Genomic DNA, 24,462 nt, shown 5'->3' on the forward strand with positions numbered 1-24,462 from the left:
TCGAAAGCGCCACGGATGATTGGCGTCACCTGTCAGGACAGGCAAACTAGAATTTCTCCGGGGCTTCCCCAAGTTTTTTTGAATGAGTCCGCAATGAAGCGCTCGCTACCTCTCAACGCCGTGCGAGTCTTCGAACTTGCAGCGCAGCATTTGAGCTTCACCAAGGCCGGTGAAGAGCTCTCGCTGACGGCGGCTGCGGTCAGTGCCCAGGTCAAATTGCTTGAGTCTTACCTGGGTACGGCGCTTTTTGTGCGAAGCAACAATAAGCTGTCGCTGACGTCCGCTGGCGAGAACTATTTTCCGCGTGTCCGCGATGTTTTTCGTGCACTGCAACACGCCACTGACCAGGTGATGGGGGAGCGCAGCGCCTCGTTGAGGGTCTCCGTACCGCCGACCTTCGGTACGAAATGGCTGGTGCCGCGGTTGTTCCGCTTCTTTTCGAGGCATCCGGATATCGCCGTCGAAGTCGTGACCGATGGCGCCGATGAGGCGAGTTGGGACCTGGCCATCGACGATCGCCTGAGTGAGGGCGGCGACCAGACCATCCTCGCGACCAGCGGCTACACACCGGTCTGCGCCCCTTCGTTGGCGGAGCGCATTCACGGCCCGGCCGATCTGGTCGATCACCTGTTACTGCACGAGCGGCCCGGTCGCCGTGCGGCCTCGGCGGTCAGTTGGGAGCAGTGGTTCGAGCGTGCCGGCCTGGAGACCGCCATGGTCTCGCGCGACATGGGCTTCGGCGACGGCACGATGATGTTGCAGGCGGCGATCGAAGGGCAGGGCGTGGCGCTGGCCCAGGACCTGCTGGTGGCTTACGACCTCGCCGCCGGGCGGCTGGCTGAGCCGTTCCGCCTGGACGTGCCGCTGCGGCACACCTATTACCTGGCGATCTCCCGGGATGCCGTGTCTCGCGAAGAAACCATGGTATTTCGGGAATGGCTATTCGCCGAGGCAGGCCAGCGCTCGTCATAGGAAACGTAGGAGCCGATTCATCGGCGAATAATAAATAAACCGCTGCGCAGCAGCGCTCCCCCAAGGTTGCTTGCCGCAGTTCCCATCTAAGGAAGAGCATCGCCGATGAATCGGCTCCTGCAGAGGCGCAGCGACGAGCTCAGCAGTCGCGGGGAGCCTTCTTGCGACGCCACCACAGCGCGGCCAATGCGATCAGCGCAGCGGCAATGGCCAGCCAGATGCCGGTCTGCCCGCGGTGGATCCACATGGCCAGCCATTCGTGGTTGTGCGCCCCGAAGTAGCCCAGGTACACCCACAGCGGCACGCTGATCGCCGCGGCGAGGCCGTCCAGCAGCAGGAAGCGGAAGAATCCCACGCGGTGGGTCGCGCCGGCGGTGATGAAGACCGCGGTGCGCATGCCCGGCAGGAAGCGGGCGACGAACATCATGCGATTGCCGTAGCGCTCGAATTTCTCCTGCACCTTGGCGTAGCGCTCCGGTGTCAACAGTCGCGCGACGAAACGCCAGCGCAGGATGCGTGCGCCGAAATGACGACCGAGCAGGAACATCGTCGAATCGCCGACCAGGACGCCCGCCATGCCCACGCCGACCATCGAGTGGACATCGCCGTAGCCCAGGCCCGTGATGATGCCGCCGGCGACAAGGGTGATGTCTTCCGGCAGGGGCGCGCCTGCTCCGCAGAGCATCAGGGCGAGGAAAACAGCCGCATAGCCGTTTTGCCCGAAAAGATCGACGAGGTGATTCAATAAATCCATCAGCGACGCGCAAGTCCGGCCCCGGCCGGTCCCTTCAGGGTACGAAGCCCGGATGATCCCATGGATCGCGTTAATCTCGCGGTGCAGCGCATCATTCGCCCTCCGCCGGGGCGGGCGCGGAGCGGGCGGCCAGCAGGACACGCAGTTCGGCCTTCTCCGTATCGTCCAGTACCCCCTCGCGGCTCCGTCCGATCAGGTATTCGCGACGCTGTGTCACGGCCTGGCGCTGCATCTGATCGAGCGAACCGAGGAACTCGACGCGCTGCATATCGGCATCGCCGACCACCTCGGCCTGCATGAGTTTTTGCAGGGAGGCGTACTCGGGTCGGTCAAGAAAATACTCAACCAGCACCGCAGGATTGATGCCTGGGCGGGACCGCGCCACGTCGATCAACTCGGCCAGCAGGTTCACGCCGGGGCGGTCGAGACGCAGGAAGGCATACGGTGGCTCCACCTCGTCGGCCAGCGCGGGCTGGGCCAGCAGCAGGGTGATCGCGCTGCGTACCAGGCTGCGCTGGACATTGGCCGGCCGCGCCTGCTGCTGGCGGGTCGGCGCGGGTTCGGGCTCGAGCACCGCCTTGGCGCCCGTACGGCGCTCCAGCTCCTGGCCCATGAGGTCGCGGAAGGCCCCGTCGGGCAGCTTGGCAATGAGCGGGCGGGCCCGTTCGGCCAGGCGGGCGCGGCCGTCCAGGCGGCTGAGGTCGACATCCCGCGCGAGTTCTTCGAAGAAGTACTCGGACATCGGCATGGATTCCTTCATGCGCTTCTCGAAGCCGTCCTTGCCTTCCTTGCGCACCAGGGTGTCCGGATCTTCGCCGTCGGGCAGGAAGAGGAAGTGCGCCTGGCGGCCGTCGCGCATGCGCGGCAGCACGGATTCCAGCGCCCGCCACGCCGCGGCCTTGCCGGCGCGGTCGCCGTCGAAACAGAAGTAGACATCGGGTGCGGTACGAAAGAGCACCTCGGCATGTTCGGGTGTGGTTGCGGTGCCCAGGGTGGCGACGGCGATCGGCAGCCCCGCCTGATGCAGGGCGATGACATCCATATAGCCCTCGACCACCATGATCCGGGTGACGGTCTGGTTCGCCTGCTTCACCTGCCACAGGGCGAACAGCTCCTTGCCCTTGTGGAACAAGGGGGTTTCGGGCGAATTGAGGTACTTCGGGCTCTGCTCCGACGACAGAACGCGCCCACCGAAGGCGATCACGCGACCGCGACGGTCCAGGATCGGGAACATTACACGTTCGCGGAAGCGATCGTATTTATTGCCGCGCTCGTTACTGGCGACCATGCCCGCTTCGTTGAGTAGCTGGCGTCGGCGATCGTTCGTGCCCAGGGCCTTCATCACGCCATCGAAGCCGGCCGGCGCCCAGCCGATACGGAAGCGCTTGACGATCTCGTCGTCGAGGCCCCGACGGTCCACATACGACGTGGCCTCGGGGCTGTTACCGAGCTCGCGCTGGTAGAAGCTCGCGGCATCGTCGAGCAGGGTATAGAGGTCGCTGCGATCTTCACGCGGCTTATCGTCGCGGTTGCCCTCGTAGGGCACCTTCAGGCCGGCGGACTGGGCGAGTTCCTCGATGGCGTCGGGGAATTCGAGGCGGTCGTAGTCCATGAGGAACTTGATCGCACTGCCGTGCGCGCCGCAGCCGAAGCAGTGGAAGAACTGCTTCTGCGGGCTCACGTAGAACGAGGGTGAGCGCTCGTTATGGAACGGACAGCAGGCGGTCCATTCGCGTCCCGCCTTTTTCAGCGGGACGCGACGCTCGATCACGTCGACGATGTCGACGCGGGTCAGCAGTTCGTCGATGAAATTGTCGGGAATTCGGCCACGCATCAGTCGCCTAGGATGCCATGCATCCGCGTCCGAATGGAGACCGGATCATCGTCAGAACGCCATGTGGAACACGCCGATCACGGCCAGGATCGCGATCACGAACAGGATCAGGAAGATGGCGAAGCAGACCTTGGCGATCGTCGCGGCGATGCCGGACACACGGCTGAAGCCCAGCGCGCCGGTAACCAGCGCGATGAGACCGAAGATAATGGCGTACTTGAGCATAGGGATCCCCCGTCAGCGCCGGAGGGAGTCCACCAGCCGCGCGGGGGAAATTAATGACAACCGTGTGGCGCCGTCGTGAAGCTGAGGCGTGTTGTCCGGCCTCTTTACCTGTGGGAGCCGCTTCAGCGGCGATCCCGCGGCAGCGGGCCAGGATGGGGCGAGCACCCTATCGCCGCTGAAGCGGCTCCCACACAGAGTCGGGCTTCAAGCCAGCTTGGCTTTGACCTTGCCTGCTACCGCAGCCATGTCCGCACGACCGGCGGCCTTTTCCTTGATCAGGGCGACCACCTTGCCCATGTCGCGTGCCGAAGTGGCACCCGTTTCGGCAATGGCGGCGGCGATGATGGCATCCAGTTCGGCGTCGTCCAGCTTCGCCGGCAGGTAACCGTCGATCACGCCCATTTCGTAGCGCTCGATGGTCGACAGATCGGTACGGCCAGCCTTGTCGAACTGCTCGATGGAGTCGCGGCGCTGCTTCTGCATCTTCTCCAGCGCGGCCAGGACCTGGGCATCGTCGAGCTCGATCCGCTCGTCGACTTCGCGCTGCTTGATCTGGGCCTGGATCAGGCGGATCACGGCCAGGCGGTCCTTTTCGCCACTCTTCATGGCGGCCTTCATGTCTTCGGTGATCTTTGCCTTGAGGCTCATGCACTTTCTCCGGGACGACGAAAAGCCGGCTTTACCTTTCGGCAAAGCCGGCTCGGGATTTCCGCTCTGAATACACCGGGCAGCGCGCAGGGCGCCTGCCGAGGTACCATACCCAGTCCCAAGGGACCGGGATGGGCATCAGTACATGCGGGTCCGGCGCGTCGTGTCGCGGGACAGACGGCGCAGGTGACGCTTCACAGCAGCGGCGCGCTTGCGCTTACGCTCCTGGGTCGGCTTTTCATAAAATTCGCGCTTACGCGTTTCGGCCAGCACGCCAGCCTTCTCGCACGTACGCTTGAAGCGACGGAGGGCAAGCTCGAAAGGCTCGTTCTCGCGGACTTTAACGCTCGGCATGGAAACTCCACTTGATTAAACTGACCCGGAGTACCCGGGCGAGCCGTGGATTATAACGTGATCGATTCGAAAATTTCAAAGCCTGTTTTAGGCGTGGAAACGTCCTGTGATGAAACAGGGGTGGCCTTGCTGCGCTGGGACCCGGAAAAACCGGGTCGTGGCCTGCTTTCCCACGCCCTTTTCAGTCAGATCGCCCTGCACGCCCAATACGGCGGCGTGGTGCCCGAACTGGCCAGCCGGGACCATGTCCGCAAGCTTGTCCCCCTGGTGCGCGAGGCCTTGAAGGAGGCCGGGCTCACCCCTGCCGATCTCGGCGGCGTGGCCTATACGGCGGGACCCGGCCTGGTCGGGTCCCTTCTCGTGGGCGCTTCGGCCGCCCGCGCCATGGCCTGGGCGCTCGGCGTACCGGCCATCGGTGTCCACCATATGGAAGGTCATCTGTTGGCGCCCCTGCTCGAGGACGACCCGCCGGAGACCCCGTTCGTGGCCTTGCTGGTCTCCGGCGGCCACTCGATGCTGGTCGAGGTGAAGGCGATCGGCGAGTACACGATCCTTGGCGACACCCTGGACGATGCAGCGGGCGAGGCCTTCGACAAGACGGCCAAGATGATGGGCCTGCCTTATCCCGGCGGCCCGGCCCTGGCCAAGCTCGCCGAGCAGGGCACGCCGGGCAGGTTCCGGTTTTCCCGGCCCATGGTCGACCGGCCGGGGCTGGACTTCAGCTTCTCCGGGCTGAAGACCCAGGTACTGCTGGCCTGGAATGCCAGCGACAAGACCGACCAGACCCGCGCCGACGTGGCGAGGGCCTTCGAGGAAGCCATCGTCGACACCCTGGCGATCAAGTGCCGGCGTGCGCTCGAGGCCACGGGCGCCAAGCGGCTGGTGATCGCCGGCGGCGTCGGCGCGAACAAGCGCCTCCGCGAACAACTGGCCGAGGCGGGGGCGAAAGACGGTTTCCGGGTTTATTTCCCGCGCCTGGCGTTCTGTACCGACAACGGCGCGATGATCGCCCTCGCCGGCGCGATCCGCCTGGCGTCGGGTCAGCACCAGGACGCCACGATCGAAGTGCATCCGCGCTGGAGCCTGGAGAGTCTGCCCGCGGCCTGAGCGAGGAAGCCGCCCCACTTGCGTATCTCAAGGCGGTCGCGGACCCTGTAAGGCCCTCTTCGTCCCCTACGCCCCCTCCATGGATATCGTCTTCATCGAAGACCTGCGCATCGACGCGGTCATCGGCATCTACGACTGGGAACGCCGGATCCGGCAGACCCTGTCGTTCGACCTGGAAATGGCTTTCGACAATCGTCGCCCCGCGGCCAGCGACGACATCGCCGATACGCTGAACTACAAGTCCATCTCCAAGCGCCTGCAGTCGTACGTGGAAGCGTCCAGCTTCGGTCTGGTGGAAACTCTCGCGGAGCGTTGCGCCGATATCGTACGCGAGGAGTTCGGTGTGTCCTGGGTGCGCTTGAAGTTGTCCAAGCCCGGTGCCGTGCGCGGTGCCAAAGCGGTGGGCGTCCGCATCGAACGCGGTATCCGACCGGAATGACCGGGACCGGTCGTGCCTACCTGAGCCTTGGCTCCAACATCGATGCGGAGCGCTGGCTCGTCGCCGCGGTCGAGGAGTTGCGTGCCCGCTTCGGCAAGATCGACGTCTCCCCGGTCTATCGCAGTACTGCCGTCGGCTTCGATGGCCCCGACTTCTTCAACCTGGCCGTCGCGATCGACAGCGACCTCGCGCCCGATGCCCTGAACGACTGGCTGCACGCATTGGAAGACCGGCATGGCCGCATTCGGGGTGGCGCGCGTTACGGCTCCCGCACGCTCGACGTGGATATCGTCCTTTTCGACGACCTCGTCCTCAGCGGCAAGGGAAACCTGAAGCTGCCGCGCGGCGAGCTGCGCCACGCCTTCGTCCTCAAGCCGATGGTCGACATCGCGCCGTCAGTTCGCCATCCGGTCGACGGTCGGACCATGGCCGAGCTCTGGGCAGCGTTCCCGACAGAAAGCGAACCCCTGGCGCTGGACGACGCTTGCACCGAAGCCGTCAACGCCAAGTCCTAGGAAGTCCCTGAGGCGTCGCCTCCTGAGCGCGCCCGGCCCATGGGCTCTGGCGAACCGCTGCCCAGGGATGCTACAACGCGTTCCACCAAAGGGGCCAAAGGGAACGGGGAAATGGGTAAGTTCGCACGCAGTTGGGCGCTGATGAAGTCGAGCGCCAACATCCTCCGCCAGGACAAGGAGCTGATGCTCTTCCCGCTGTTCGCGGGACTGGCTTCGCTCGCCGTGATCGCTACCTTTGCGTGGCCGGTGTTCACCCTGATCGCTCATCACCGCGCGGGCTTCGAAGGCCAGCGCGGTCATGCCTCACCGATGTTCATGCTGGTGAGCTTCCTGTTCTACTTCGTGCAGTACACGGTGGTGATCTTTTTCAACACCGCGCTGGCCTCGGCCGCGATGATCCGTCTCGATGGGGGCAACCCGACCGTGCGCGATGGCGTCCGGCTCGCCATGGGTAAGCTGCCCAACATCATCGGCTATGCGCTCATCTCCGCCACGGTCGGCATGATCCTGCGTGCGCTGCAGGAGCGTTTCGGCCTCATCGGTCGCATCGTCGTCGGTCTGCTCGGCTTCGGCTGGACGGTCGCCACCTTCCTCGTCGTGCCGGTGCTCGCCGCGCAGGACGTCGGTCCCATCGACGCGATCAAGCGCAGTGCGTCGCTGCTGCGCGATACCTGGGGCGAGAACCTCATCGGCAACGCGGGCATCGGCGTCGCCGGCAGCCTGCTGACCTTCGGCCTGCTCCTGGTCAGCGGCATGCTCTTCCTCGGTGCGGTCGCCACGCACTCCGTCGCGCTGATGTTCGTCGTCGGCGCCGCCGCGGTGATCGGCCTGGTTGCTCTCAGCCTGTTCCAGACCGCGATGCACGGCGTCTATTCGGCGGCGCTGTACCGCTTCGCCGAAGAAGGCGATCCGGGCCAGGGTTTCGATCGCGCGCTTCTGGAATCGGCGTTCCGCCCCAAGGGCTGAGCATTCCGCCAAACCCGTGTGAGCCGCTTCAGCGGCGAGACCAGCAAACGAGGCCCCGACATCGGGGCCTCGTCTTTTTGGTTCTTCGCGCATTTCCGGGGCGTACGTGCCGTGCTTCGTTCGCGGGCACGCTCGTCGACCTCGCGGGGCGGCTTGGGTTCGCCATCGCTACGTACACTTGGGCGTCTCGCGGGGAGACCTTGGTGTCCACCCTCGCTGCTCAGACAGGTCCTCCGCGTTCCGTACCGGAAAGGCCGCTAACGCGGCCCGTGTACTTATCTGGCCTACGGCCGCTCCACTTGTGCGGAACTCGCCTCGAGGGTGGACACCAAGGTCTCTCACGACGATACGGTTAGCTGGAAGGCGAGCCGTTGGAGTGGGTGTGGCCGCCGAAGCGAGCCGTTACGGCAGTCGTGCGGGTACGTTCACTCCGGCTCGGTGAGCGCCTTTCTCGCCGTGGCGCTGCCCGCGAAAAGACGATCGCGACCGGCGCGCCGGGTCGACCGTTTGGCGATGGTGACAAGCCAGCAGCCAAAGCGGCGTTGCTCCGTCGGCTCGACACCGAAGGCTCTTTGCCTCAAGCCCCCCAGCGAGGGTGGGCACCGAAGGCTCTGCGCCTCACACCTCCACGCAAGCGGCGGCGCAATGGCTCAAGGTAAGCGACGAAGAACCCTATCTTTGCCGACGCTTCAAATATTCAAAGCCCTGCCGCCATCGACACGAATCACTTGCCCAGTCGTGTAATGCGCATCCAGCAGCAACCACCGCACGGCTTCGGCCACATCGTCCGGCTCGCCCTTGCGCGCTAGCGGCGTCTTCGCGATCAGTGCCTCTGCGGCTTCTTCCGGCTTGCCGGAGGCGGGCCAGAGAATTGCGCCCGGCGCGACCGCGTTCACCCGCACGTCCGGCGCAAGATCCTTGGCCAGCGCCTGCGTCAGCATGACCAGCGCCGCTTTCGCCATCGAGTAGACGACGTGCCCGGCGAGCGGTCGCTCCGCGTAGATATCGACGATGTTGACGATGGCGCCATGCGCCGCACGTAGTGCCGGCGTCGCGGCCTGGGCGAGAAAGAACGGCGCGCGTGCATTCGCGGCGAAAAGATCGTCCCAGTGCGCGGCGGTGGTCTCGCCGATCGGTGTGGGATAGAACGCCGAGGCGTTGTTGACCAAGCCGTCGAGCCGGCCGAAGTGCGTGAGCACGGAGTCCACCAGTGCGGTGGGCGTGTCATCGTTTTCGAGTGCGCCGGCGAACGTGTGTGCACTATTCGTCCGCGTGGCATTGAGTTCCTGAGCGAGCGCCTCTGCCTCATCCGCCGAGCTTCGGTAGTGGATGGCGACGGCGCAGCCTGCAGCGTGCAGGCGTCGCACGATAGCGGCGCCGACGCGGCGGGCACCTCCGGTAACCAGAATGACCGGCTGCTTGTTCATCGCGACTCCCTGTTCAATCCGGGAGGAGCTTGCCGCAAACAGGGGCGCGCGTCACGTCGCGGCCCGGGGCTTGCGGGCGGCGGTCTTCTTCGCAGGCGCCCGACGTGCGGTCACTTTTTTCGTGGCCTTGCTTGTCGCCTTGGCGGCCGCTTTCTTCGCCGCTGGCTTGGCTACCTTGGTTGCTTTGGTCGCGACGGATTTGCGGGCGACGGTTTTCTTTGTCGTGGCGCGTTTGCGTGTGGCCGCGGGCGATGTCTTGCGGGCTGCTGTCTTCGGCGCGGGTGGATCGCCGGCGGAGCCGGCTCCTACAGGGGCTTTTGCGTCGGGGGTGGCGGTCCCCTTCCGGGCGCGAGATGTCTTGCCTTGCTCTCGGCCGTTCGGTTCGCTGCCGTCCGGATCGTCGTCGATGTGGATCTCGCCGCTGAAGAGGTCGATCGCGGTCTTCGCCACCTGGCCCGTGTCGTAGTACGCGTAGGCACCGACGCCGAGGGCGCCGACCACCGGTAGCCAGCGGGAAATACCCTTGCCGACAGCGCGCTTGGAGACGCTGACGCCGATGCGGCCGGCCAGCCGCTGCAACACGCTGGTCGCGGTCGTGCGGAAGACAAGGCGATCGCCGACCCGGATGGCGACGTCGCGGAAGGCTTGCGCGGCGGTGTGGCGGAACAGGCACCAGAGCATCTGCTCGCGGCCCAGCTTCGGTGTCTTGCCATACGCCGCGGCGATATCGCTGACCAGCTGGCCCTGGATGCGCCAGATCGCGACGAGTTCGGGCAGCACGGTGAGCCAGCCCAGCGGACCCGGGGGCAGGGCGAGCGAGCCGGCGGTGATGGCGGCCTTCTGCGCGGCGGATGAGGCCAGTCGGCGACACTCCTCGGCGGCGTCGCCCTTCACTCGGGGGACCTCACTCTCGGGAATGCGGCTGACGAACTCGAGAATCGCCTTGGCGACAGGGCTCTCGCCGCGCTCGGCGGACACGGGAACGATCTCTTTCGAGGTCGAGGTAGGGTCCTTTTTGGCCATCGGTCTCTCCGGGCATGCGATGGCAAGCATCGTCGCGTGGCCTGCGTGAGTCCGCCATGAAGCGAAAGGGCGATGAAACCCCGTCGGGCGGATAGTGACTTCCGGCGGATTTCCCCCATCCTCCGATTTCATTATGATACGTTATAACATCGCTACCCCAGAAGAGTCCCCGATGACCCCCGCTCGCCTCGCGCTCTGCATCGCCCTTGCCCTGTCCGCCGCCCCCGCCTTCGCGGACGACACCACCGACGCCACCGACCCGCAGAAGGCCACGAACCTTGGCGCGGTGGACGTCACCGCCCGTCTCGACGAGGCGCGTAACAGCCTGTCGCCGGACACCGGCAGCAGCCAGTACGTCATGGATCGGCAGACGATCCAGGCCCTGCCGCTGGGCGATTCCACCCCGCTCAACCAGGTCATCCTGCAGGCGCCGGGCGTGGTCCAGGATTCCTACGGTCAGCTGCATGTGCGTGGCGATCACGCCAACCTGCAGTACCGCATCAATGGCGTGCTCATTCCGGAAAGCATCGGTGGCTTCGGCCAGACCCTCGACGCGCGCATGATCGACAACGTGAAGCTGCTCACCGGCGCGCTCCCCGCGCAGTACGGTGAGCGCACCGCGGCCATTGTCGACATCACGACGCGTACGCCGAAAGACGGCATCGGCGGCACCGTCGGCATCACCGGCGGCCAGTACGGCACGCTGAACCCGAACGCCACGCTGTTCGGCAAGACGGGCGACTGGAGCTTCTTCCTCACGGCCAACTATCTCGAGAACGACGTCGGCATCGAGAACCCCACGGCCAGCCGCAAGGCGGTGCACGACCACACCAACCAGGTGAAGGCGTTCGGCGACGTTTCCTACCTCATCAATAACGACACGCGCCTGAGCTTCATGTTCGGCGTGACCAACAACCGCTTCGACATCCCGAACAACCCGGGCCAGACGCCGCAGTTCGGTTATCTCGATGTGACCAACTTCGACTCGGCCCAGCTCAACGAGCGCCAGCAGGAAAAGACGCGCTTCGGCGTCCTCAGCCTGCAGGGCAAGATGGGCTCGACGGCATACCAGGTGTCGGCCGGTGAGCGTTACAGCAGCCTGGACTTCACGCCGGACGATATCGGCGACCTGATGTTCAACGGTGTCGCGTCGGATGTGCGTCGTGCCAACCGCGCCAGCACCTTGCAGGCGGATTTTTCCACGCCGTTGGGCGACAACCACACGCTGCGCTACGGCATGTACGGCTCGTTCGAGCGTGCGGCGTCGAGCAACGATGCGCTGGTCTTCCCGGCCGATGACGACGGCAACCAGACCTCGACCACACCGCTCAATATCCTCGACTCCAGCCGGATCCTGGCGCGCACCTATGCGGTGTACCTGCAGGACGAGTGGAGCATCGGCGACAAGTGGACCGTGAACTACGGCGTACGCGGCGATCGCTACGAGGCCTTCCGTACCGAAAGCCAGCTCAGCCCGCGTCTTGGCCTGGTTTACCAGGCGACCGACACCACGACGATCCACGCGGGTTACTCGCGTTACTTCACGCCGCCGGCCAGCGAGCAGATCAGCCCGGTTTCCATCGCCAAGTTCGCCGGCACCACCAACGCGCTTCCCGACAGCGGCAACGACACGCCGCTGGCCGAGCGCTCCAGCTACTACGACGTCGGTATCTCGCAGAAGATCGGCGACAAGTGGACCGTCGGCCTGGACAGCTACAACCGCCGCGTCTCGCGCCTGCAGGATGAGGGTCAGTTCGGTACAGCGCTGCTGTACTCGACCTTCAACTACGACCAGGGCCGGATCAAGGGCAGCGAGCTGACGGTGAACTACACCGATGGCGCCCTCACGGCGTACTTCAACTTTGCGTACAACCGCTCGGTGGGCAAGCGGATCATCACGGGTCAGTACAACTTCAACCCGGACGATCTGGCCTACATCTACAACAACTACATCCACCTCGATCACGACCAGAAGTACACCTCGTCGGGTGGCATCAGCTACGCCTTCTCCGAGGGCACGCGCGTTGGTGCGGACTACCTGTTCGGTTCGGGCCTGCGTCGCGATGGCGCGGTGCCCAATGGCGACACGATACCGGGCTATTTCCAGCTCAACCTAAGCCTGGCGCACGACTTCGACCTGACCAGCATCGGCAAGACCCACGCCCAGCTGGCCCTGGTCAACGCACTGGATCGTACCTACGAGATCCGTGACGGCTCCGGTATCGGCGTCGGCGCGCCGCAGTTCGGTCCGCGCCGTGGCGTGTTCCTGTCGTTGCAGCAGGATTTCTGATCGGCCCCGGGATGCCGCGCTCCTGAACCGGGGCGCGGCATCCGTTATCCTGAGGGCATGAACGCCAAGCTTCCCGAACCCGGCGCCGACGAGCGCGCCCACTCCGATCATCTTTCCGCCCTGCTGCGTGAGGAAATCGCCTCCCACGGGCCGATGACCTTCTCGCGCTTCATGGAGCGCTGCCTGTACACGCCCGGCCTCGGCTATTACAGCGCGGGCAAGGCCAAGTTCGGCGGGGATGGCGACTTCATCACCGCGCCGGAGATCGGCACGCTTTTCGCCCGTTGCGTGGTCCGCGCGCTCGAGCCGGTACTTGCCTCCCTGGGCCCCGACGCGGACTTCCTCGAACTGGGTGGCGGCAGCGGTGCCTTCGCCGAAGCCGCCCTGCTGGCCCTCGATGCCGCGGGTCGTCTGCCGCGTCGCTTCATGATTCTCGAACCCAGTGCCGACCTTCGTGAGCGTCAGCGTGAACGCCTGCATGCTGCCTTGCCGGCCGAACTGTTCTCCCGTGCGGTGTGGCTCGACGGTCCGCCGGAGCAGGACTGGGACGGTGTGCTCTTCGCCAACGAAGTGATCGACGCGCTGCCGACCACGCGCTTCACGGTGCGCGACGGCGAAGTGTACGAGGAGTACGTGGTCCTCGACGGCGACGGTCGCTTTCATCGCACGGACCGCCCCGCCGATGCCCTGGTCAGCGGCGCCGTGCGTCACGTCGAGCGCGATCTCGGTCGTGATTTCGAAAACGGTTATCGCACCGAGATCCTCCCGCAGTTGCCGTACTGGATGCAGGCAGTGGCTGGCTCGCTCAGGCGTGGCGCGATGTTGTTCGCCGATTACGGCTATACGCGCAACGAGTTCTACCTGCCGGAGCGCACGGACGGCACCTTGCGTGCGTTCTATCGCCATCGCATGCACGGCGACGCGTTCTACCTGCCCGGCCTGCAGGACCTCACGGCCTCGGTGGATTTCACCGGTCTTGCCGAAGCGGGCAACAACGCCGGCTTCGGTGTCGCGGCGTACATGCCGCAGGCACCGTTCCTGCTGGCTGTGGGCATGCAGGAGTTCTTCGAGAACGATTACCTGATGCTGACCGACGAGGCCGCGCGCTACCGGCTCGCCCAGGAAGTGAAGAAGCTGACCTTGCCCGAGCAGATGGGCGAGCGCTTCCAGGTGATGCTGTTCGCCAAGGGCATCGAAGCCTCGGCCCTGCCCGAAGGCATCCTCGCCGCCGACCAGGGCTCGCGCCTGTAGCCGATGAATCGGCTCCTACAAAGAGCGGTTCCTCGGCACAGCCGCAATCGCCTGGGCCTGGGCCTTCTTCATCGCCTCGCCGATAGCGGGCCCATGCAAACCCTGATCGACAAACGGCTGCGACGTGATCGCAGCCGCCGCCTTGCGGCAGTCACGCAGAAAATCCGCCTGCGGATACGGCGCGTCTTCGCTGCCCAGCCGGCCTTGCTTGTCCGCCATGCAGGCCAGCAGGAACGTTTCGAGGCGCTCGGGTCGTCGTAGTGCGCCGAGCGCATCGAGCAGGCGCAGGATCGTCGTCGGCTTCAGTTCGAAGGCCATGTGCGCATTGAGATGGTGCTTGCAGACGAGCTCGGCCATCGACGCGTACTCGAACGGCACCTTCAGTCGTGCCGAGATCGCCCGCACCGGTTCGATGCCGCGCTGCTCATGCATGATGTGGCGGGGCAGCACGTCGGCCGGTGTCAGGGCCTTGCCCAGGTCGTGGGTGAGCGCGCACCAGCCCACGAGAGCGTCGCCCGGTGCCAGTCGTGCGGCGGCGTCCAACACCAGTTCGATGTGTATGCCTGTGTCCACTTCCGGATGGAACTCCGGTCGCTGCGGTACGCCGTACAGCGCATCCACTTCCGGAAACAGCACGCGAAGCGCGCCGCTTTCGCGAAGCACGCGGAGGAAGACTGAGGGAGCAGGCTCGGCCAATGCCTTGCGCGTCTCCGCCCAGACACGCTCCGGCACCAGATGATCGATTTCACCGTCGTCGACCATGCGACGCATCAGGGCCATGGTCTCGTCGGCCACACGAAAGCCGAGCGGCGCATAGCGGGCCGCGAAACGCGCCACGCGAAGCAGGCGTACCGGGTCCTCGATGAAGGCGGCGGACACATGGCGCAGCGTACGCGAGGCGATATCGGCGACGCCGCCGAAGGGATCGACAAGGCGGCCGTCTTCGTGCTGGGCGATGGCATTGATCGTCAGGTCGCGCCGCTCGAGATCCTGCTCCACGGTGACGCCAGGATCGGCGTGGAACGCGAAGCCGTGGTAGCCGCGCCCGGTCTTGCGTTCGGTGCGGGCGAGCGCGTATTCCTCCTTGGTGTCGCCGTGGAGGAAGACGGGAAAGTCCTTGCCGACGGCCTTGTATCCGGCAGACAGCATCTCCTCGGGCGTGGCGCCCACGACGACCCAGTCACGATCGACGACAGGGCGGCCCAGGAGTTGGTCGCGGACGGCGCCGCCGACGAGATAGATATCCATGTGGGCGTCAGTGGTGGTGACGCGCACGCGCGTCGTCGAGACGGCGCTGGCGAACGGGTTTGCCGAGCAGGCGGGGTAGCCACGCGGAAAACGACTGCGGCACGATACCTAGTTGGGCGAGCCCGTCGACCTTGCCGACCGAGTCGGTGCGCAGCGTGCGGAAGTTGTCCGGCGTGAACGGCTTGCCTGGCGCGAACTGGGCGAGCTGCGCCTGTAGCCGGCCGAGCGCATCGGGCATCGGAACGACCCAGCGACGACGGCCGCGCGCATCGCGAATGGCGCGTACCACGTCGATCAGGGACACGGTCTCGCGGCCGTAGAGTTCGAAGGTACGCAATACCGAGATCGCCGGATCGGCGATCGCGCGTGCCATCGCCTCGACGACATCGCCTACGTAGACCGGTGCGATCTTCGCGTTGGGGCGGGGCAGCGGTATCACCGGCGCGATCGCCATGAGTTTGTCGAAGCGGGAGACCAGGCCGTCGTTCGGTCCGAAGATCGTGCTCGGTTGGTAGATGGTCCAGTCGAGCGTGGAGGCCTTCACCAGTGCTTCGGCTTCGCCGCGCGTGCGCAGGTAGGACGACAGTCCCTGGCCTGCTTTCAGCGAACTCATCTGGTGAAAGCGATGGACGCCCGTGTCACGGCAGGCCTCGACGAGCAGGCGCGTCAGGCCCACGTGGGCGCGTTCGAACGTGTGACGGCCACTTTCGTTGAGGATGCCGACAAGGTTGATCACGGCATCCGCGCCGGCCACGTGGCGGCGCAGGGTGGCTGGGTCGTAGACATCGGCGCTGGCGACGGTGACGTTGCGGCCGACGACGCTATGACGGCGGCCCTGGCGATTACGCGAGAGCAGGATCAGTTCGTGCCCGTCCGCCGCCAGTCGCGGCACGAGCGCGCCGCCGACGAAACCGGTGGCGCCGAGCAGGACGATCCGCTGGGGTTTCATGGCTGGGCATCCGGTGAGGCGGGCGCCGACGACGCCGCGGCCGGTGCCGGCTGCAAGGCGGCAGGCGCCGCGGGAGCGGTGTCGCGTCCGCTGCGGGCCACGGCCGCGGCGGGTGCCGGGCACGTGACCGGCTTGCGCAGGGCACCTGACGAGGGCAGGGCATAGGTGCTGCCGATCCGGGTCATCCGCGTACTGATCGGCAAGGCGTTGCCGGTGAGGCGCCAGTCGTAGATCACCGCGAACGCCATCACGCGGGCGACGTACTCGCGTGTTTCCTTATAGGGGATGCTGACGACGAACAGATCCGGGTCCAGCGTGCCGCGTGCCGTCAGCCACTGGTCGACCTTGTTCGGGCCGGCGTTGTACGCCGCGCTGGCCAGCCAGGGAGCGCCGTTGTAACGCTCGGCCATCTGCGAGAGATAGCGTGTGCCCAGCACGATATTGGTGGCCGGGTCGTAAAGGCTGTCGCCGCCGGACCAGGTGAGTCCGTTGCGCTTGGCCACGAGCGAGGCCGTGCCGGGAAGCAGCTGCATGAGTCCACGCGCATCCGCGCCGGAGCGGGCATCGGTCATCCAGGCGCTTTCGGCGCGGATGATCGCGTAGGCCCACGGCGCTTCGATGCCGGCCTGGCTGGCCTGTTCGACCACGCCGTCCTGGCGGGCCAGCGGGAAACGTTGTTCGTAAAGGCGCAGGGCGTCGCCGGACGACAGGCCGAAGACCGCGCGGTCGTACCAGCCCTTGCGGAAGGCGAGATCGGCGGCGAGACGCTGGGTATCGGCGTCGCGCCCGGCAAGCGCGGCCGTCCATTCGCGACGGCCCTGCTTCTGCAGACCCACCGCATATAGCTCGAAGGCGCGATCGAGACCGGGGTCGGCGAGCAGGGCGGCCTCGCGGCGTTCGTCGGTCGCCATGGTCGACGGGCAGATGGCGTACGCCGAGTCGATGCGGTCGGCGGCAAGAAAGCCGAAGTAGGTAGCCTCTTGCGACACCGACTGGTACAGCGCCTTCGCTTCACCCTGCCGGCCCAGCTTGCCGAGGACCAGTGCGCGGAAGTAGCGCCATTCGCCGTCTTGTTTCTGGGATTCGCCCAGGGCATCCAGGGCCGCGAGGGCCGCCGTCCAGTCCTGTCGTGCCAGCGCCACACGCACGCGCCATTCGCGCGTGGCATCGGTCTGCGCGCCCGGCGGCAGGGCGGCCAGGCGATCCAGCGCGGACTCGTCGAAGTCCGTCGCGTGGAACAACGCCAGTGCGTTTTCGATCGCACCGCGCTGTTGCTCGCTGAGCGTGAAATGCGAGGACAGCGAGCTCCACGCACCATCGGCGATGGTGGACTGCTTACGTGCCATACGCTGAAGGGCGAGCGTCACGGCTTGTCGGTGGCGCGGCGTGTCGGGCCAGTTCGCCGCATCGCGCAGCGCTGTCGCCGGGTCGTTGAGGGCTTGCGCGATACGCTGGGCGACGATGGCATCATCGGCGGGCAGCCACGGGGCAAGGGCGGCCACGGTGCCACCCTTGCCGGCATCGGCGGCAGTCTGGATCCGCGTCCAGACGCGCTCGGGCGTCAGCAGGCCCTGATCGTGGGCGGCGGACAGTACCGGATCGCAGGCATTGGGCAGGCTGGCCTTCTTCCACAGGTCGGCAAGGTCGCGCTCGAAGACGAGCGGCTCGCCGCGCGACAGCTTCGCCTGCAGGGCGAAGCAGGTCAGCGCATCGCCCAGGCCGGGCTGGTACATCGCACTGAACGTGGCCCAGTCCTTGCGGCGGGCGAGCTCACCGAGGTAATCCTTGCGCAGGTCGGCAGCGGGAATCAGCCCGGGGTAGCGGGCCAGGTAGGCATCGACCGGGCCGCGGTCAAGCGTGCGCAGGTCGTGTTCGAGGGAGGCCGCTTCAAGGTAGGGGAACAGCACGTAGCCCTCCAGCCCCGTCGCCTGCGCCCGCCATCCGTCACCACCCTGCTGGGCCGCGGCGTACGCCTGGCGAAAGCGGGCCCGCTCGGCATCCGTCCCGCTGGCCGCGGCGGAAAACGCGGCCGTCAGGCTGCAGACGGCGAGGACGAGTCCGCCAAGCAGGCGGAGGGAGCGATCGACGCGTCGTGCTGCCGGGGCGGATGCCATCGGGTCTTCCTTTACTTAGGACTTATCGCCCGATTGTAAGGGAAGGTGGTGCGCACTTCGGATGAACGGTCGCCCCGGCCCGGAATCGCCCTCGCGCCGTGGGCCCGTTAAGCTAGCGGGATGCCGCCCCTCACGCCCTACGCGCGCCTCGCGCGCCCGCTCGCATGGATACTCCTCGTTGCCGCCGCCCTGTTCGGTGCCGGTTACTGGTGGACGCTCGGTCGCCCGATCCCTCTCCCTGACTCGCCGACGACGCGTATCGCCTGCGTTTCCTATGCGCCGTTCCGGCTGAAGGGCGAGAATCCGATGGACCCCCACGCCTTCGTGTCGCGCGAGCGCGTTGAGGAGGATCTCAAAGCTCTCTCCACCCGCTTCGACTGCGTGCGCACGTATGCGATGAACCAGGGGCTCGAAGCCGTGCCGGATATCGCCGGACGCTACGGCATGAAAGTGCTGATGGGTGTGTGGCTGGGGCGCGATCCGGTTGCGAACGAAGAGCAGATCAAGCTGGCCCTGAACGCTGCCCGGCGCGATCACGACACGCTCCGCGGCATCGTTGTCGGCAATGAAGTGCTGCTGCGCGGCGAGCTGTCGCCCAAGGCGCTGGGTGCGTATATCGCGCGGGTGAACGCGGCGACGGATGTGCCGGTGACCTACGCCGATGTCTGGGAGTTCTGGAAGAAGCATCCGGAGCTGGCCAAGGACACCGACTACATCACGATCCACATTCTTCCGTATTGGGAAGACGAACCCGTGGCGCCGGCCGACGCCGTACACCACGTCGCCGATGTGTACCAGGCCATGAAGAAGGAGTTCCCCGGCAAGTCGATCATGATCGGCGAAACCGGCTGGCCGAGTCAGGGCCGTACGCGTCGCGATGCGAGTGCGAGCCTGGTCAACGAGGCTCGCTACATGCGCGAGTTCCTCAACTACGCCGCCACCGTCGACATGCCGTACAACGTCATCGAAGCGTTCGACCAGCCGTGGAAGCGCGACCTCGAAGGGACCGTGGGCGGGTATTGGGGCATTTTCGATGCCGATGCCAAGCCCAAGTTCGCCATGCAGGGCCCGATCGTCGAAGAGCCGCGCTGGGCCTGGGCGATCGGCGCCGGCGGTATCGGCGCGCTGCTGTTCCTCATCGTGGGTGCCTTCCGCCGACGCTGGCACGGGGCATCGGGCTGGATCGCGCTGATCCTCGCGGGGTTTGCCACGGGTACGGCGCTGGCGGCGCACGCGCGCCTTCTGCTTTTTACCGCCCGCAACGACGTCGAATGGGCCACGGGCGCGATCATCGCGATCCTGGCGTTGCTGACCGCGCTGTCACTATCGCGCGCCATCGCCTCGCGCCTGGCTTCGCCGGTCAATCCCGTGGCGATCGCGCCACGACCGGTCGAGCGCCGTCGTCTGGGCATCGACTGGTCGGATGCGTTCACGCCGCAACGCTTCTTCTGGATGTTCGTGCTGACGCTCTACGGCATCCTGATGGTGTTCAACGGCCGATACCGCGATTTCCCGATCGGTCTCTTCGCCTTGCCGTGCGTCGGCTTCCTGCTGCTCGCCATCCTGCGCACGCGTGAGTACATCCTCATGCCGATGGTCGAAGAGCGATTGCTCGGCGTCTGGATGGTCGGACTCGGTGTTGCGGTCGTCGTGCAGGAGCTGGGTGCGAACGCCGTCTCCTGGGGCTGGATGCTGCTCAACCTCGCACTGGCCTTGCCCGTGCTGCTGGCGTGGTATCGGGCGAGGCGCGATTAAGCCTCGTCAGTCGGTGACGGCGACCTGCTGCCGGTCGTACTGCACGCGGACCAGGCGCAGTACGCCGATCAGCAGCGCCAGCGCACCGCCCTCGTAGCAGTACAGCTGCAGGGCGATGACACCGGCGCAGGCGGCGAGCACGGCGGCCGCCGTGTTGCGCCAGAACAGCGCGACGAGCGCGATCAGCACGGCCGCATAGCCGTAGCCATAGCTGAGAAATCCCTGCACGACGAGCGTGCGGGTGCCGCACCACCACGGGCCGTTCGCACCATCGCAGGCATGGGCCATGTCCGAGGGTTCGACGAAGCCGTAGCGAACCCAGGTCGCTCCGAGGGCGGCGAGGACGATGATGGCCCAGGGCAGGGCGGCGCGCAGGCTCGGTTTCATGGAACGGATCACCTCGGTCGGGATGCGCCGGCTGCCTCGGCAAGGGCGAGAGGCAGGCGGATTTCGGCGGCAAGCGGCAGATGATCCGAGAAGGCGCGGGGTAATGTCCACGTGCGATCGAGCTTGATGTCCGCCGAGGTCAGGATGTGATCGAGCGCGCGGCGCGGCTTCCAGCTCGGGAAGGTGAGCGTGTGGATCGCCGGCATCTGCAACGCCGTCTTGTCGAACAGCACGCGCATCTCGGGACTGGTCGGCTCGGTGTTGAGGTCGCCCATGAGCACCGCATGCGGGTAAGGCGCCAGCAATTCGGCAATGAAGGCGAGCTGGCCCTGACGCGCCGCCGCGCCGAGCGACAAGTGGGCGACGACCATCACCAGCGCGTTGGTGCCTTCGCCAAATCTTACGAACAACGCGCCGCGACCCTTGATCCGGCCCGGTAGCGGGTAGTCGATGACTTCGGTTGGCTCGATGCGGCTGAGCAGGCCGTTTGCCGAATGCGCGACGCGAGCCATCGGCCGGTTCGGCTGGTGGCTCCAGAACGGCATGCCCGCCGCTTCGGCGATGTAGCGTGTCTGGTTGAGGAAGCCGGAGCGCAGGCTTCCCGCGTCGGCCTCCTGCAGGCCGACCACGTCGAATTCATGAAGGAGCTCGGCCAGCGAGTCGAGATTGGCCAGCTTGGATCGGCCAGGTAACACCGCGTTGACGCTGCGCGTGACGTAGTCGCTGTAGCGCTGGACACTGGCGCCGGCGAGGATGTTGCAACTCAGCAGGCGCAGGGTGCGCTCGGGAGCGGGAGAGGAATTCGGCGGGGAGCGGGTCATGGTGTTTCGCGATGGTTACCACGTCGGGCCGTGACTGCCGAGGATGCCCCCCGCCGTGTGAACGGGGGGCATCGGTATCGGCGTCGGCATCGACCCAAGGGCTTACTTGCCGCCCTTGAGTTCCTTGTCGACGAGGAACAGCGTCATGCCATTGAGTTCGTCGAAGTCCTTGAACTGCGCGGGGCGGTACTTGCCGTTGACGATGATCGACGGCGTTCCATCGACGCCCCAGTCCTTGATCAGCTTGGTGTCGGCGATGATGCGGTCGTGCGTTTCCTTGCTGTCGGCGATGGCAAGGAACTTGGCCTTGTCGACGCCTGCGGTCTTCGCATACCAGTCGCCGAGCTCGTCGAGCGTACCCAGCGGGTAGTGCTCTTCGTGGATGGCCTTGAACAGTGCCGCATGGGTCTTCGGCAGCACGCCGAGCTTCTGCGCGGCGTAGTACGCCTGTGCGTACGGCGCCCACGCGTCGTTGAAGGCCGCGGGGATGGCATGGAACACCACGCCCTTGGGCAGCTTCTTCTGGAGGTCTTCCACCTGCGCCTCGTAATGCGCGCAATGGATGCAGCCGTACGAGAACACTTCAACGACTTCGACCTTTCCGTCCTTCGGATCGAGACGTACGGGCGCGGCAATGGTGGCGTACTGGTCGGCGGTATAGGTGGCCGCAGTCGCGGTCGCCGGATCGGCACCACCAGCCGAGCAGGCGGTGGCCAGGGTCAGGCCGACGAACAGGAACGAGAGACGCTTGAGCATGAAAATCTCCGGGAGGGGTCGAGAACGCGGTTACTTACCCGCGGCTTCCTTGCTGACGAGCCACTGCGTGAGCTCGACGGCCTGCGGATAGCCACCGGCGCTGGCAGGCGACAGGCGGTACTTGCCGTTGACGATGATCGCCGGTGTGCCATCGACCTCGTAAGCGCGCACGAGTTCATCGGCGCGCTTCATCTTCGTGTTGATCGTGAAGGAATTGGCGGTGGCGACGAAGTCCTCCGCCTTGACGCCGTACTTGGCGTAGACCTTGGCGACATCGTCGATGGTCGGCCAGGCCGACTGCGGCTTCCGGCGGTCGCCGCCGGTGTCCATGATGCTGAGCGCACCCTTGTTCACCGCATCGAACATGGCGTCGTGACCCTGCTTCTCCACGCCCAGGGCCTGGGCGGTGAGGAAGGCGCGCTGCAGCAGCGGCCAGTTTTCATCCGGTCGGAACGAGGCGGGCGTGTAGGTCATGACCACGCCACGGGGCAGGTCCTTGGCCAACTGTTCGACCAGGCCGTTGAACTGGTAGCAGAACGGGCAGCCGTACGAAAACACTTCGGTGACTTCGATCTTGCCCGGCGTGCTGGTCGGCTGCGCGGGATCGATGCGGAAGTAGTTCTTGCCTTCGACCCATTTACCCTCATCGACGAAGGGCTTCGGCGCCGGGCGGCTCGCGTCGTCGACATCGGTTGCCGGGGCGGCGACTGGTGCGGCCACGGCGGCGGTGCCGGCAGCGGCAGGCGCGGCAGCGGTCGAAGCCGGCGTAGGCGCGGTCGCGGCGGGGGCTGCCGCGGTGGCGGCAGGCGGGGGAGTCGGGGTGGTCGCGGCGGTATCGTTGTTACCGGAGCCGCAGGCCGCCAGACCCATCAGGGCGGCGCAGAGCAGGGGAAGGCGCAGTCGCATCGGGGATTCCTTTTCTAACCTTCTAAACGAGAACGGGCCCGAAGGGGCCCGTTCGATCTTCCAACTTTAACGCCATCAGCGTGTCGCGGGTGCGTCCGTCGCCTCGTTCGTGTGCAGGCCTTCGATATAGCTGGCCAGCGCGGCGATGTCTTTGTCGTCAAGTTTCTGCGCGATGGACGGCATGATCTTCGCGTGCGCGTCGTCGCCCCAGGCGGTGCCGTCGTGCCAGGACTTCAGCGTGGCCTCGATGTACTTGGCGTGCTGGCTGGTCAACTGCGGGTACATGGCGCCCGGGTTGCCGCGACCGTCCGGCCCATGGCAAGCCATGCAAGCGGGAATGCCGCGTGCGGTATCGCCTTCGCGATAAAGCGTCTGGCCCTGGTCGACAAGCGCCTTGTCGGCAACGCCCGGCAGCGGCTTCTGCTTGGCGAAGTACGCGCCGATGTCGTGCATGTCCTGCGGCGTCAGCGGGGCAGCCATACCCATCATGATCGGGTTCTGGCGCTTGCCCGCCTTGAAGTCGGTGAGCTGGCGGACGATGTACTGCTCGCTCTGGCCAGCGAGGCGCGGGTTCTGCGCGTCGGTCGAATTACCGTCCATGCCGTGGCAGGCGCCGCAGGCGGCGGCCTTGCCCTGGCCGGCGGTGGCATCGCCCGGCTTGACTGCGGCCGTCGCGTCGGCGCCCGGTGCCGCGGTGGCGGTCTCGGTGGTCGGCATGCCCGGTGTGGCCGGATCGGTCGCCGGATTCGCCCCTGGCTTCGCCGCGGTGGTCGCTGCCGCCGGCGCGGAGGCCGGTTTGGCAGGTGCTGCGGTCTGGGCCGCAGCTACATTCATGACGAGCATCGCGGTGATGGCAGCGGCGGCGTGCCGAAACTTCATAAGTCTCTCCAAGGGGGGATGCTTCCGGATCGGGCGCGCTTCCCCACGCGCCGCAACCAAAAGATTATGAGGGGCCCGGGAGAGCCGGGTCAAACCGCATCAGCGCGCGACCGGGCGTGGTATCGCATACACTGCCCGACCATTGTTTTTCCCGCCCGGCGGGCTATCCCCCATGTCTTCCAATCCGTTGAACGGCGCCACCTTCGTCCTGGCCGCCCACGAAATCGTCCAGCTGCCCTTCGATCAGGGCGCCGAGGTGGCGTTTGCCGGGCGCTCCAACGCCGGCAAGTCGAGCGCGCTCAACGCGTTGACGGGCCATAACGCGCTGGCGCGCACGTCCAAGACGCCGGGACGCACCCAGCTGATGGTCGTGTTCGATCTGCCGCGGTTGAAAACCGAGGCTGCCGAGCCGCTCGATTGCCGGCTGGTCGATCTTCCCGGTTATGGCTACGCGAAAGTGCCCGAGGCCATGCGCAAGCACTGGCGCGGCGAGATCGACGCCTACCTGAAGATGCGTCGCAGCCTCCGCGGCATCGTGCTGATCGTGGATATCCGGCATGAGCTGAAAGAGTTCGACGCCACGATGCTGCAGTTCTGCGCCGACACCCAGCTGCCCTGCCACGTGCTGCTGACCAAGGCCGACAAGATTTCTCGAAGCCAGGCCCAGAAGGCGCTGGATGCCATGCGCAAGCATTTCCGCGATAACAACGTGCCAGGCACGGCGCAGGTCTTCTCCTCGAGCGCCAAGACCGGCGTCGAAGAAGCCCGTGCACGGGTCATGGTACTACTGGCAACCCCGCGTCCGCACGAGCTCTGACGGCCGGATATCGGCTCGGACAACC

Annotated in this window: 24 protein-coding genes; 9 read left to right on the forward strand and 15 right to left on the reverse strand. The window is 66.0% G+C overall.

Annotated elements, in window-relative coordinates:
- Positions 1-15 precede the first annotated feature (15 nt).
- Complete coding sequence (locus BJI69_RS09340) at positions 16-972, forward strand: LysR substrate-binding domain-containing protein (protein ID WP_125903022.1); 957 nt, start codon at positions 16-18, stop codon at positions 970-972.
- Between the two features lie 139 nt (positions 973-1,111).
- Here BJI69_RS09340 and BJI69_RS09345 read toward each other — a convergent pair whose 3' ends face one another.
- From BJI69_RS09345 to rpsU, 5 genes are all read right to left on the reverse strand, one after another.
- Positions 1,112-1,726, reverse strand: coding sequence for a DedA family protein (locus tag BJI69_RS09345; protein ID WP_046968184.1), 615 nt, complete (start codon positions 1,724-1,726; stop codon positions 1,112-1,114).
- Between the two features lie 91 nt (positions 1,727-1,817).
- The gene (dnaG, locus tag BJI69_RS09350) at positions 1,818-3,560 is read right to left on the reverse strand and encodes a DNA primase (RefSeq protein WP_046968183.1); all 1,743 of its coding nucleotides are present in this window, start codon (positions 3,558-3,560) and stop codon (positions 1,818-1,820) included.
- Between the two features lie 51 nt (positions 3,561-3,611).
- On the reverse strand, positions 3,612-3,785 hold the full coding sequence (locus BJI69_RS09355; protein WP_029213737.1) for a DUF1328 domain-containing protein: 174 nt from the start codon (positions 3,783-3,785) through the stop codon (positions 3,612-3,614).
- A 204-nt stretch (positions 3,786-3,989) separates the two neighbouring features.
- On the reverse strand, positions 3,990-4,433 hold the full coding sequence (locus tag BJI69_RS09360) for a GatB/YqeY domain-containing protein (protein ID WP_046968182.1): 444 nt from the start codon (positions 4,431-4,433) through the stop codon (positions 3,990-3,992).
- 138 nt (positions 4,434-4,571) lie between these two features.
- Positions 4,572-4,787 (reverse strand): 30S ribosomal protein S21, encoded by a 216-nt coding sequence (gene rpsU / locus BJI69_RS09365; protein ID WP_029213735.1) that lies wholly within the window; start codon positions 4,785-4,787, stop codon positions 4,572-4,574.
- Positions 4,788-4,913: 126 nt separating this feature from the next.
- Between rpsU and tsaD the strand changes: the two genes are divergently transcribed.
- The 4 genes from tsaD to BJI69_RS09385 all read left to right on the forward strand — a co-directional run bounded on the left by tsaD (position 4,914) and on the right by BJI69_RS09385 (position 7,814).
- Complete coding sequence (gene tsaD / locus BJI69_RS09370) at positions 4,914-5,894, forward strand: tRNA (adenosine(37)-N6)-threonylcarbamoyltransferase complex transferase subunit TsaD (protein ID WP_425477393.1); 981 nt, start codon at positions 4,914-4,916, stop codon at positions 5,892-5,894.
- 79 nt (positions 5,895-5,973) lie between these two features.
- A complete protein-coding gene (folB, locus tag BJI69_RS09375) occupies positions 5,974-6,333 on the forward strand; it encodes a dihydroneopterin aldolase (protein WP_046968181.1) in 360 nt (119 codons plus the stop codon).
- Positions 6,330-6,848 carry a 2-amino-4-hydroxy-6-hydroxymethyldihydropteridine diphosphokinase gene (gene folK, locus BJI69_RS09380; RefSeq protein WP_046968180.1) on the forward strand — a complete coding sequence of 173 codons (519 nt, stop codon included), beginning with the start codon at positions 6,330-6,332 and terminating at the stop codon, positions 6,846-6,848. Before folB ends, folK begins: the two co-directional genes overlap by 4 nt.
- A gap of 111 nt (positions 6,849-6,959) precedes the next feature.
- Positions 6,960-7,814: a DUF6159 family protein gene (locus BJI69_RS09385; protein WP_046968179.1), complete on the forward strand. Its 855-nt coding sequence runs from the start codon at positions 6,960-6,962 to the stop codon at positions 7,812-7,814.
- A gap of 689 nt (positions 7,815-8,503) precedes the next feature.
- Here BJI69_RS09385 and BJI69_RS09390 read toward each other — a convergent pair.
- Together BJI69_RS09390 and BJI69_RS22845 are read right to left on the reverse strand one after the other, a co-directional pair.
- The gene (locus BJI69_RS09390) at positions 8,504-9,241 is read right to left on the reverse strand and encodes a pteridine reductase (RefSeq protein WP_046969544.1); all 738 of its coding nucleotides are present in this window, start codon (positions 9,239-9,241) and stop codon (positions 8,504-8,506) included.
- A 51-nt stretch (positions 9,242-9,292) separates the two neighbouring features.
- Entirely contained in the window at positions 9,293-10,264 is a 972-nt protein-coding gene (locus tag BJI69_RS22845; RefSeq protein WP_071924913.1) for a hypothetical protein, read from the reverse strand.
- A 172-nt stretch (positions 10,265-10,436) separates the two neighbouring features.
- Here BJI69_RS22845 and BJI69_RS09400 point away from each other — a divergent pair, with 172 nt between their 5' ends.
- Both BJI69_RS09400 and BJI69_RS09405 read left to right on the forward strand, forming a co-directional pair.
- A complete protein-coding gene (locus BJI69_RS09400; protein ID WP_046969545.1) occupies positions 10,437-12,554 on the forward strand; it encodes a TonB-dependent receptor in 2,118 nt (705 codons plus the stop codon).
- 57 nt (positions 12,555-12,611) lie between these two features.
- Positions 12,612-13,805 (forward strand): class I SAM-dependent methyltransferase, encoded by a 1,194-nt coding sequence (locus tag BJI69_RS09405; protein ID WP_046969546.1) that lies wholly within the window; start codon positions 12,612-12,614, stop codon positions 13,803-13,805.
- A gap of 15 nt (positions 13,806-13,820) precedes the next feature.
- On the opposite strand, the gene BJI69_RS09410 is transcribed toward BJI69_RS09405, so the two are convergent.
- Genes BJI69_RS09410 through BJI69_RS09420 form a run of 3 tightly spaced genes read right to left on the reverse strand, consistent with a single transcriptional unit; the run spans position 13,821 to position 18,116 of the window.
- Entirely contained in the window at positions 13,821-15,053 is a 1,233-nt protein-coding gene (locus tag BJI69_RS09410; RefSeq protein ID WP_046969547.1) for a multifunctional CCA addition/repair protein, read from the reverse strand.
- A gap of 7 nt (positions 15,054-15,060) precedes the next feature.
- Positions 15,061-16,002 carry a complex I NDUFA9 subunit family protein gene (locus tag BJI69_RS09415; protein ID WP_046969548.1) on the reverse strand — a complete coding sequence of 314 codons (942 nt, stop codon included), beginning with the start codon at positions 16,000-16,002 and terminating at the stop codon, positions 15,061-15,063.
- The gene (locus BJI69_RS09420) at positions 15,999-18,116 is read right to left on the reverse strand and encodes a transglycosylase SLT domain-containing protein (protein ID WP_046969549.1); all 2,118 of its coding nucleotides are present in this window, start codon (positions 18,114-18,116) and stop codon (positions 15,999-16,001) included. Before BJI69_RS09420 ends, BJI69_RS09415 begins: the two co-directional genes overlap by 4 nt.
- A 120-nt stretch (positions 18,117-18,236) precedes the next feature.
- On the opposite strand from BJI69_RS09420, the gene BJI69_RS09425 reads away from it, so the two are divergent.
- Positions 18,237-19,871: a glycoside hydrolase family 17 protein gene (locus tag BJI69_RS09425; protein WP_046969550.1), complete on the forward strand. Its 1,635-nt coding sequence runs from the start codon at positions 18,237-18,239 to the stop codon at positions 19,869-19,871.
- Between the two features lie 6 nt (positions 19,872-19,877).
- On the opposite strand, the gene BJI69_RS09430 is transcribed toward BJI69_RS09425, so the two are convergent.
- The 5 genes from BJI69_RS09430 to BJI69_RS09450 form a co-directional block, all read right to left on the reverse strand.
- Complete coding sequence (locus BJI69_RS09430) at positions 19,878-20,258, reverse strand: hypothetical protein (RefSeq protein WP_046969551.1); 381 nt, start codon at positions 20,256-20,258, stop codon at positions 19,878-19,880.
- Positions 20,259-20,266: 8 nt separating this feature from the next.
- The gene (locus BJI69_RS09435) at positions 20,267-21,079 is read right to left on the reverse strand and encodes an endonuclease/exonuclease/phosphatase family protein (protein ID WP_046969552.1); all 813 of its coding nucleotides are present in this window, start codon (positions 21,077-21,079) and stop codon (positions 20,267-20,269) included.
- A 102-nt stretch (positions 21,080-21,181) separates the two neighbouring features.
- Positions 21,182-21,835 (reverse strand): thiol:disulfide interchange protein DsbA/DsbL, encoded by a 654-nt coding sequence (locus BJI69_RS09440; RefSeq protein ID WP_046969553.1) that lies wholly within the window; start codon positions 21,833-21,835, stop codon positions 21,182-21,184.
- Between the two features lie 30 nt (positions 21,836-21,865).
- Positions 21,866-22,741: a thiol:disulfide interchange protein DsbA/DsbL gene (locus BJI69_RS09445; RefSeq protein WP_071924914.1), complete on the reverse strand. Its 876-nt coding sequence runs from the start codon at positions 22,739-22,741 to the stop codon at positions 21,866-21,868.
- 75 nt (positions 22,742-22,816) lie between these two features.
- Entirely contained in the window at positions 22,817-23,620 is an 804-nt protein-coding gene (locus BJI69_RS09450; RefSeq protein ID WP_244465274.1) for a c-type cytochrome, read from the reverse strand.
- A 172-nt stretch (positions 23,621-23,792) separates the two neighbouring features.
- Here BJI69_RS09450 and yihA point away from each other — a divergent pair, with 172 nt between their 5' ends.
- Positions 23,793-24,437: a ribosome biogenesis GTP-binding protein YihA/YsxC gene (gene yihA, locus BJI69_RS09455; protein ID WP_046967921.1), complete on the forward strand. Its 645-nt coding sequence runs from the start codon at positions 23,793-23,795 to the stop codon at positions 24,435-24,437.
- Positions 24,438-24,462: the final 25 nt, after the last annotated feature.

Source organism: Luteibacter rhizovicinus DSM 16549 (assembly GCF_001887595.1).
In the GTDB taxonomy this organism is placed as follows: Bacteria; Pseudomonadota; Gammaproteobacteria; order Xanthomonadales; family Rhodanobacteraceae; genus Luteibacter; species Luteibacter rhizovicinus.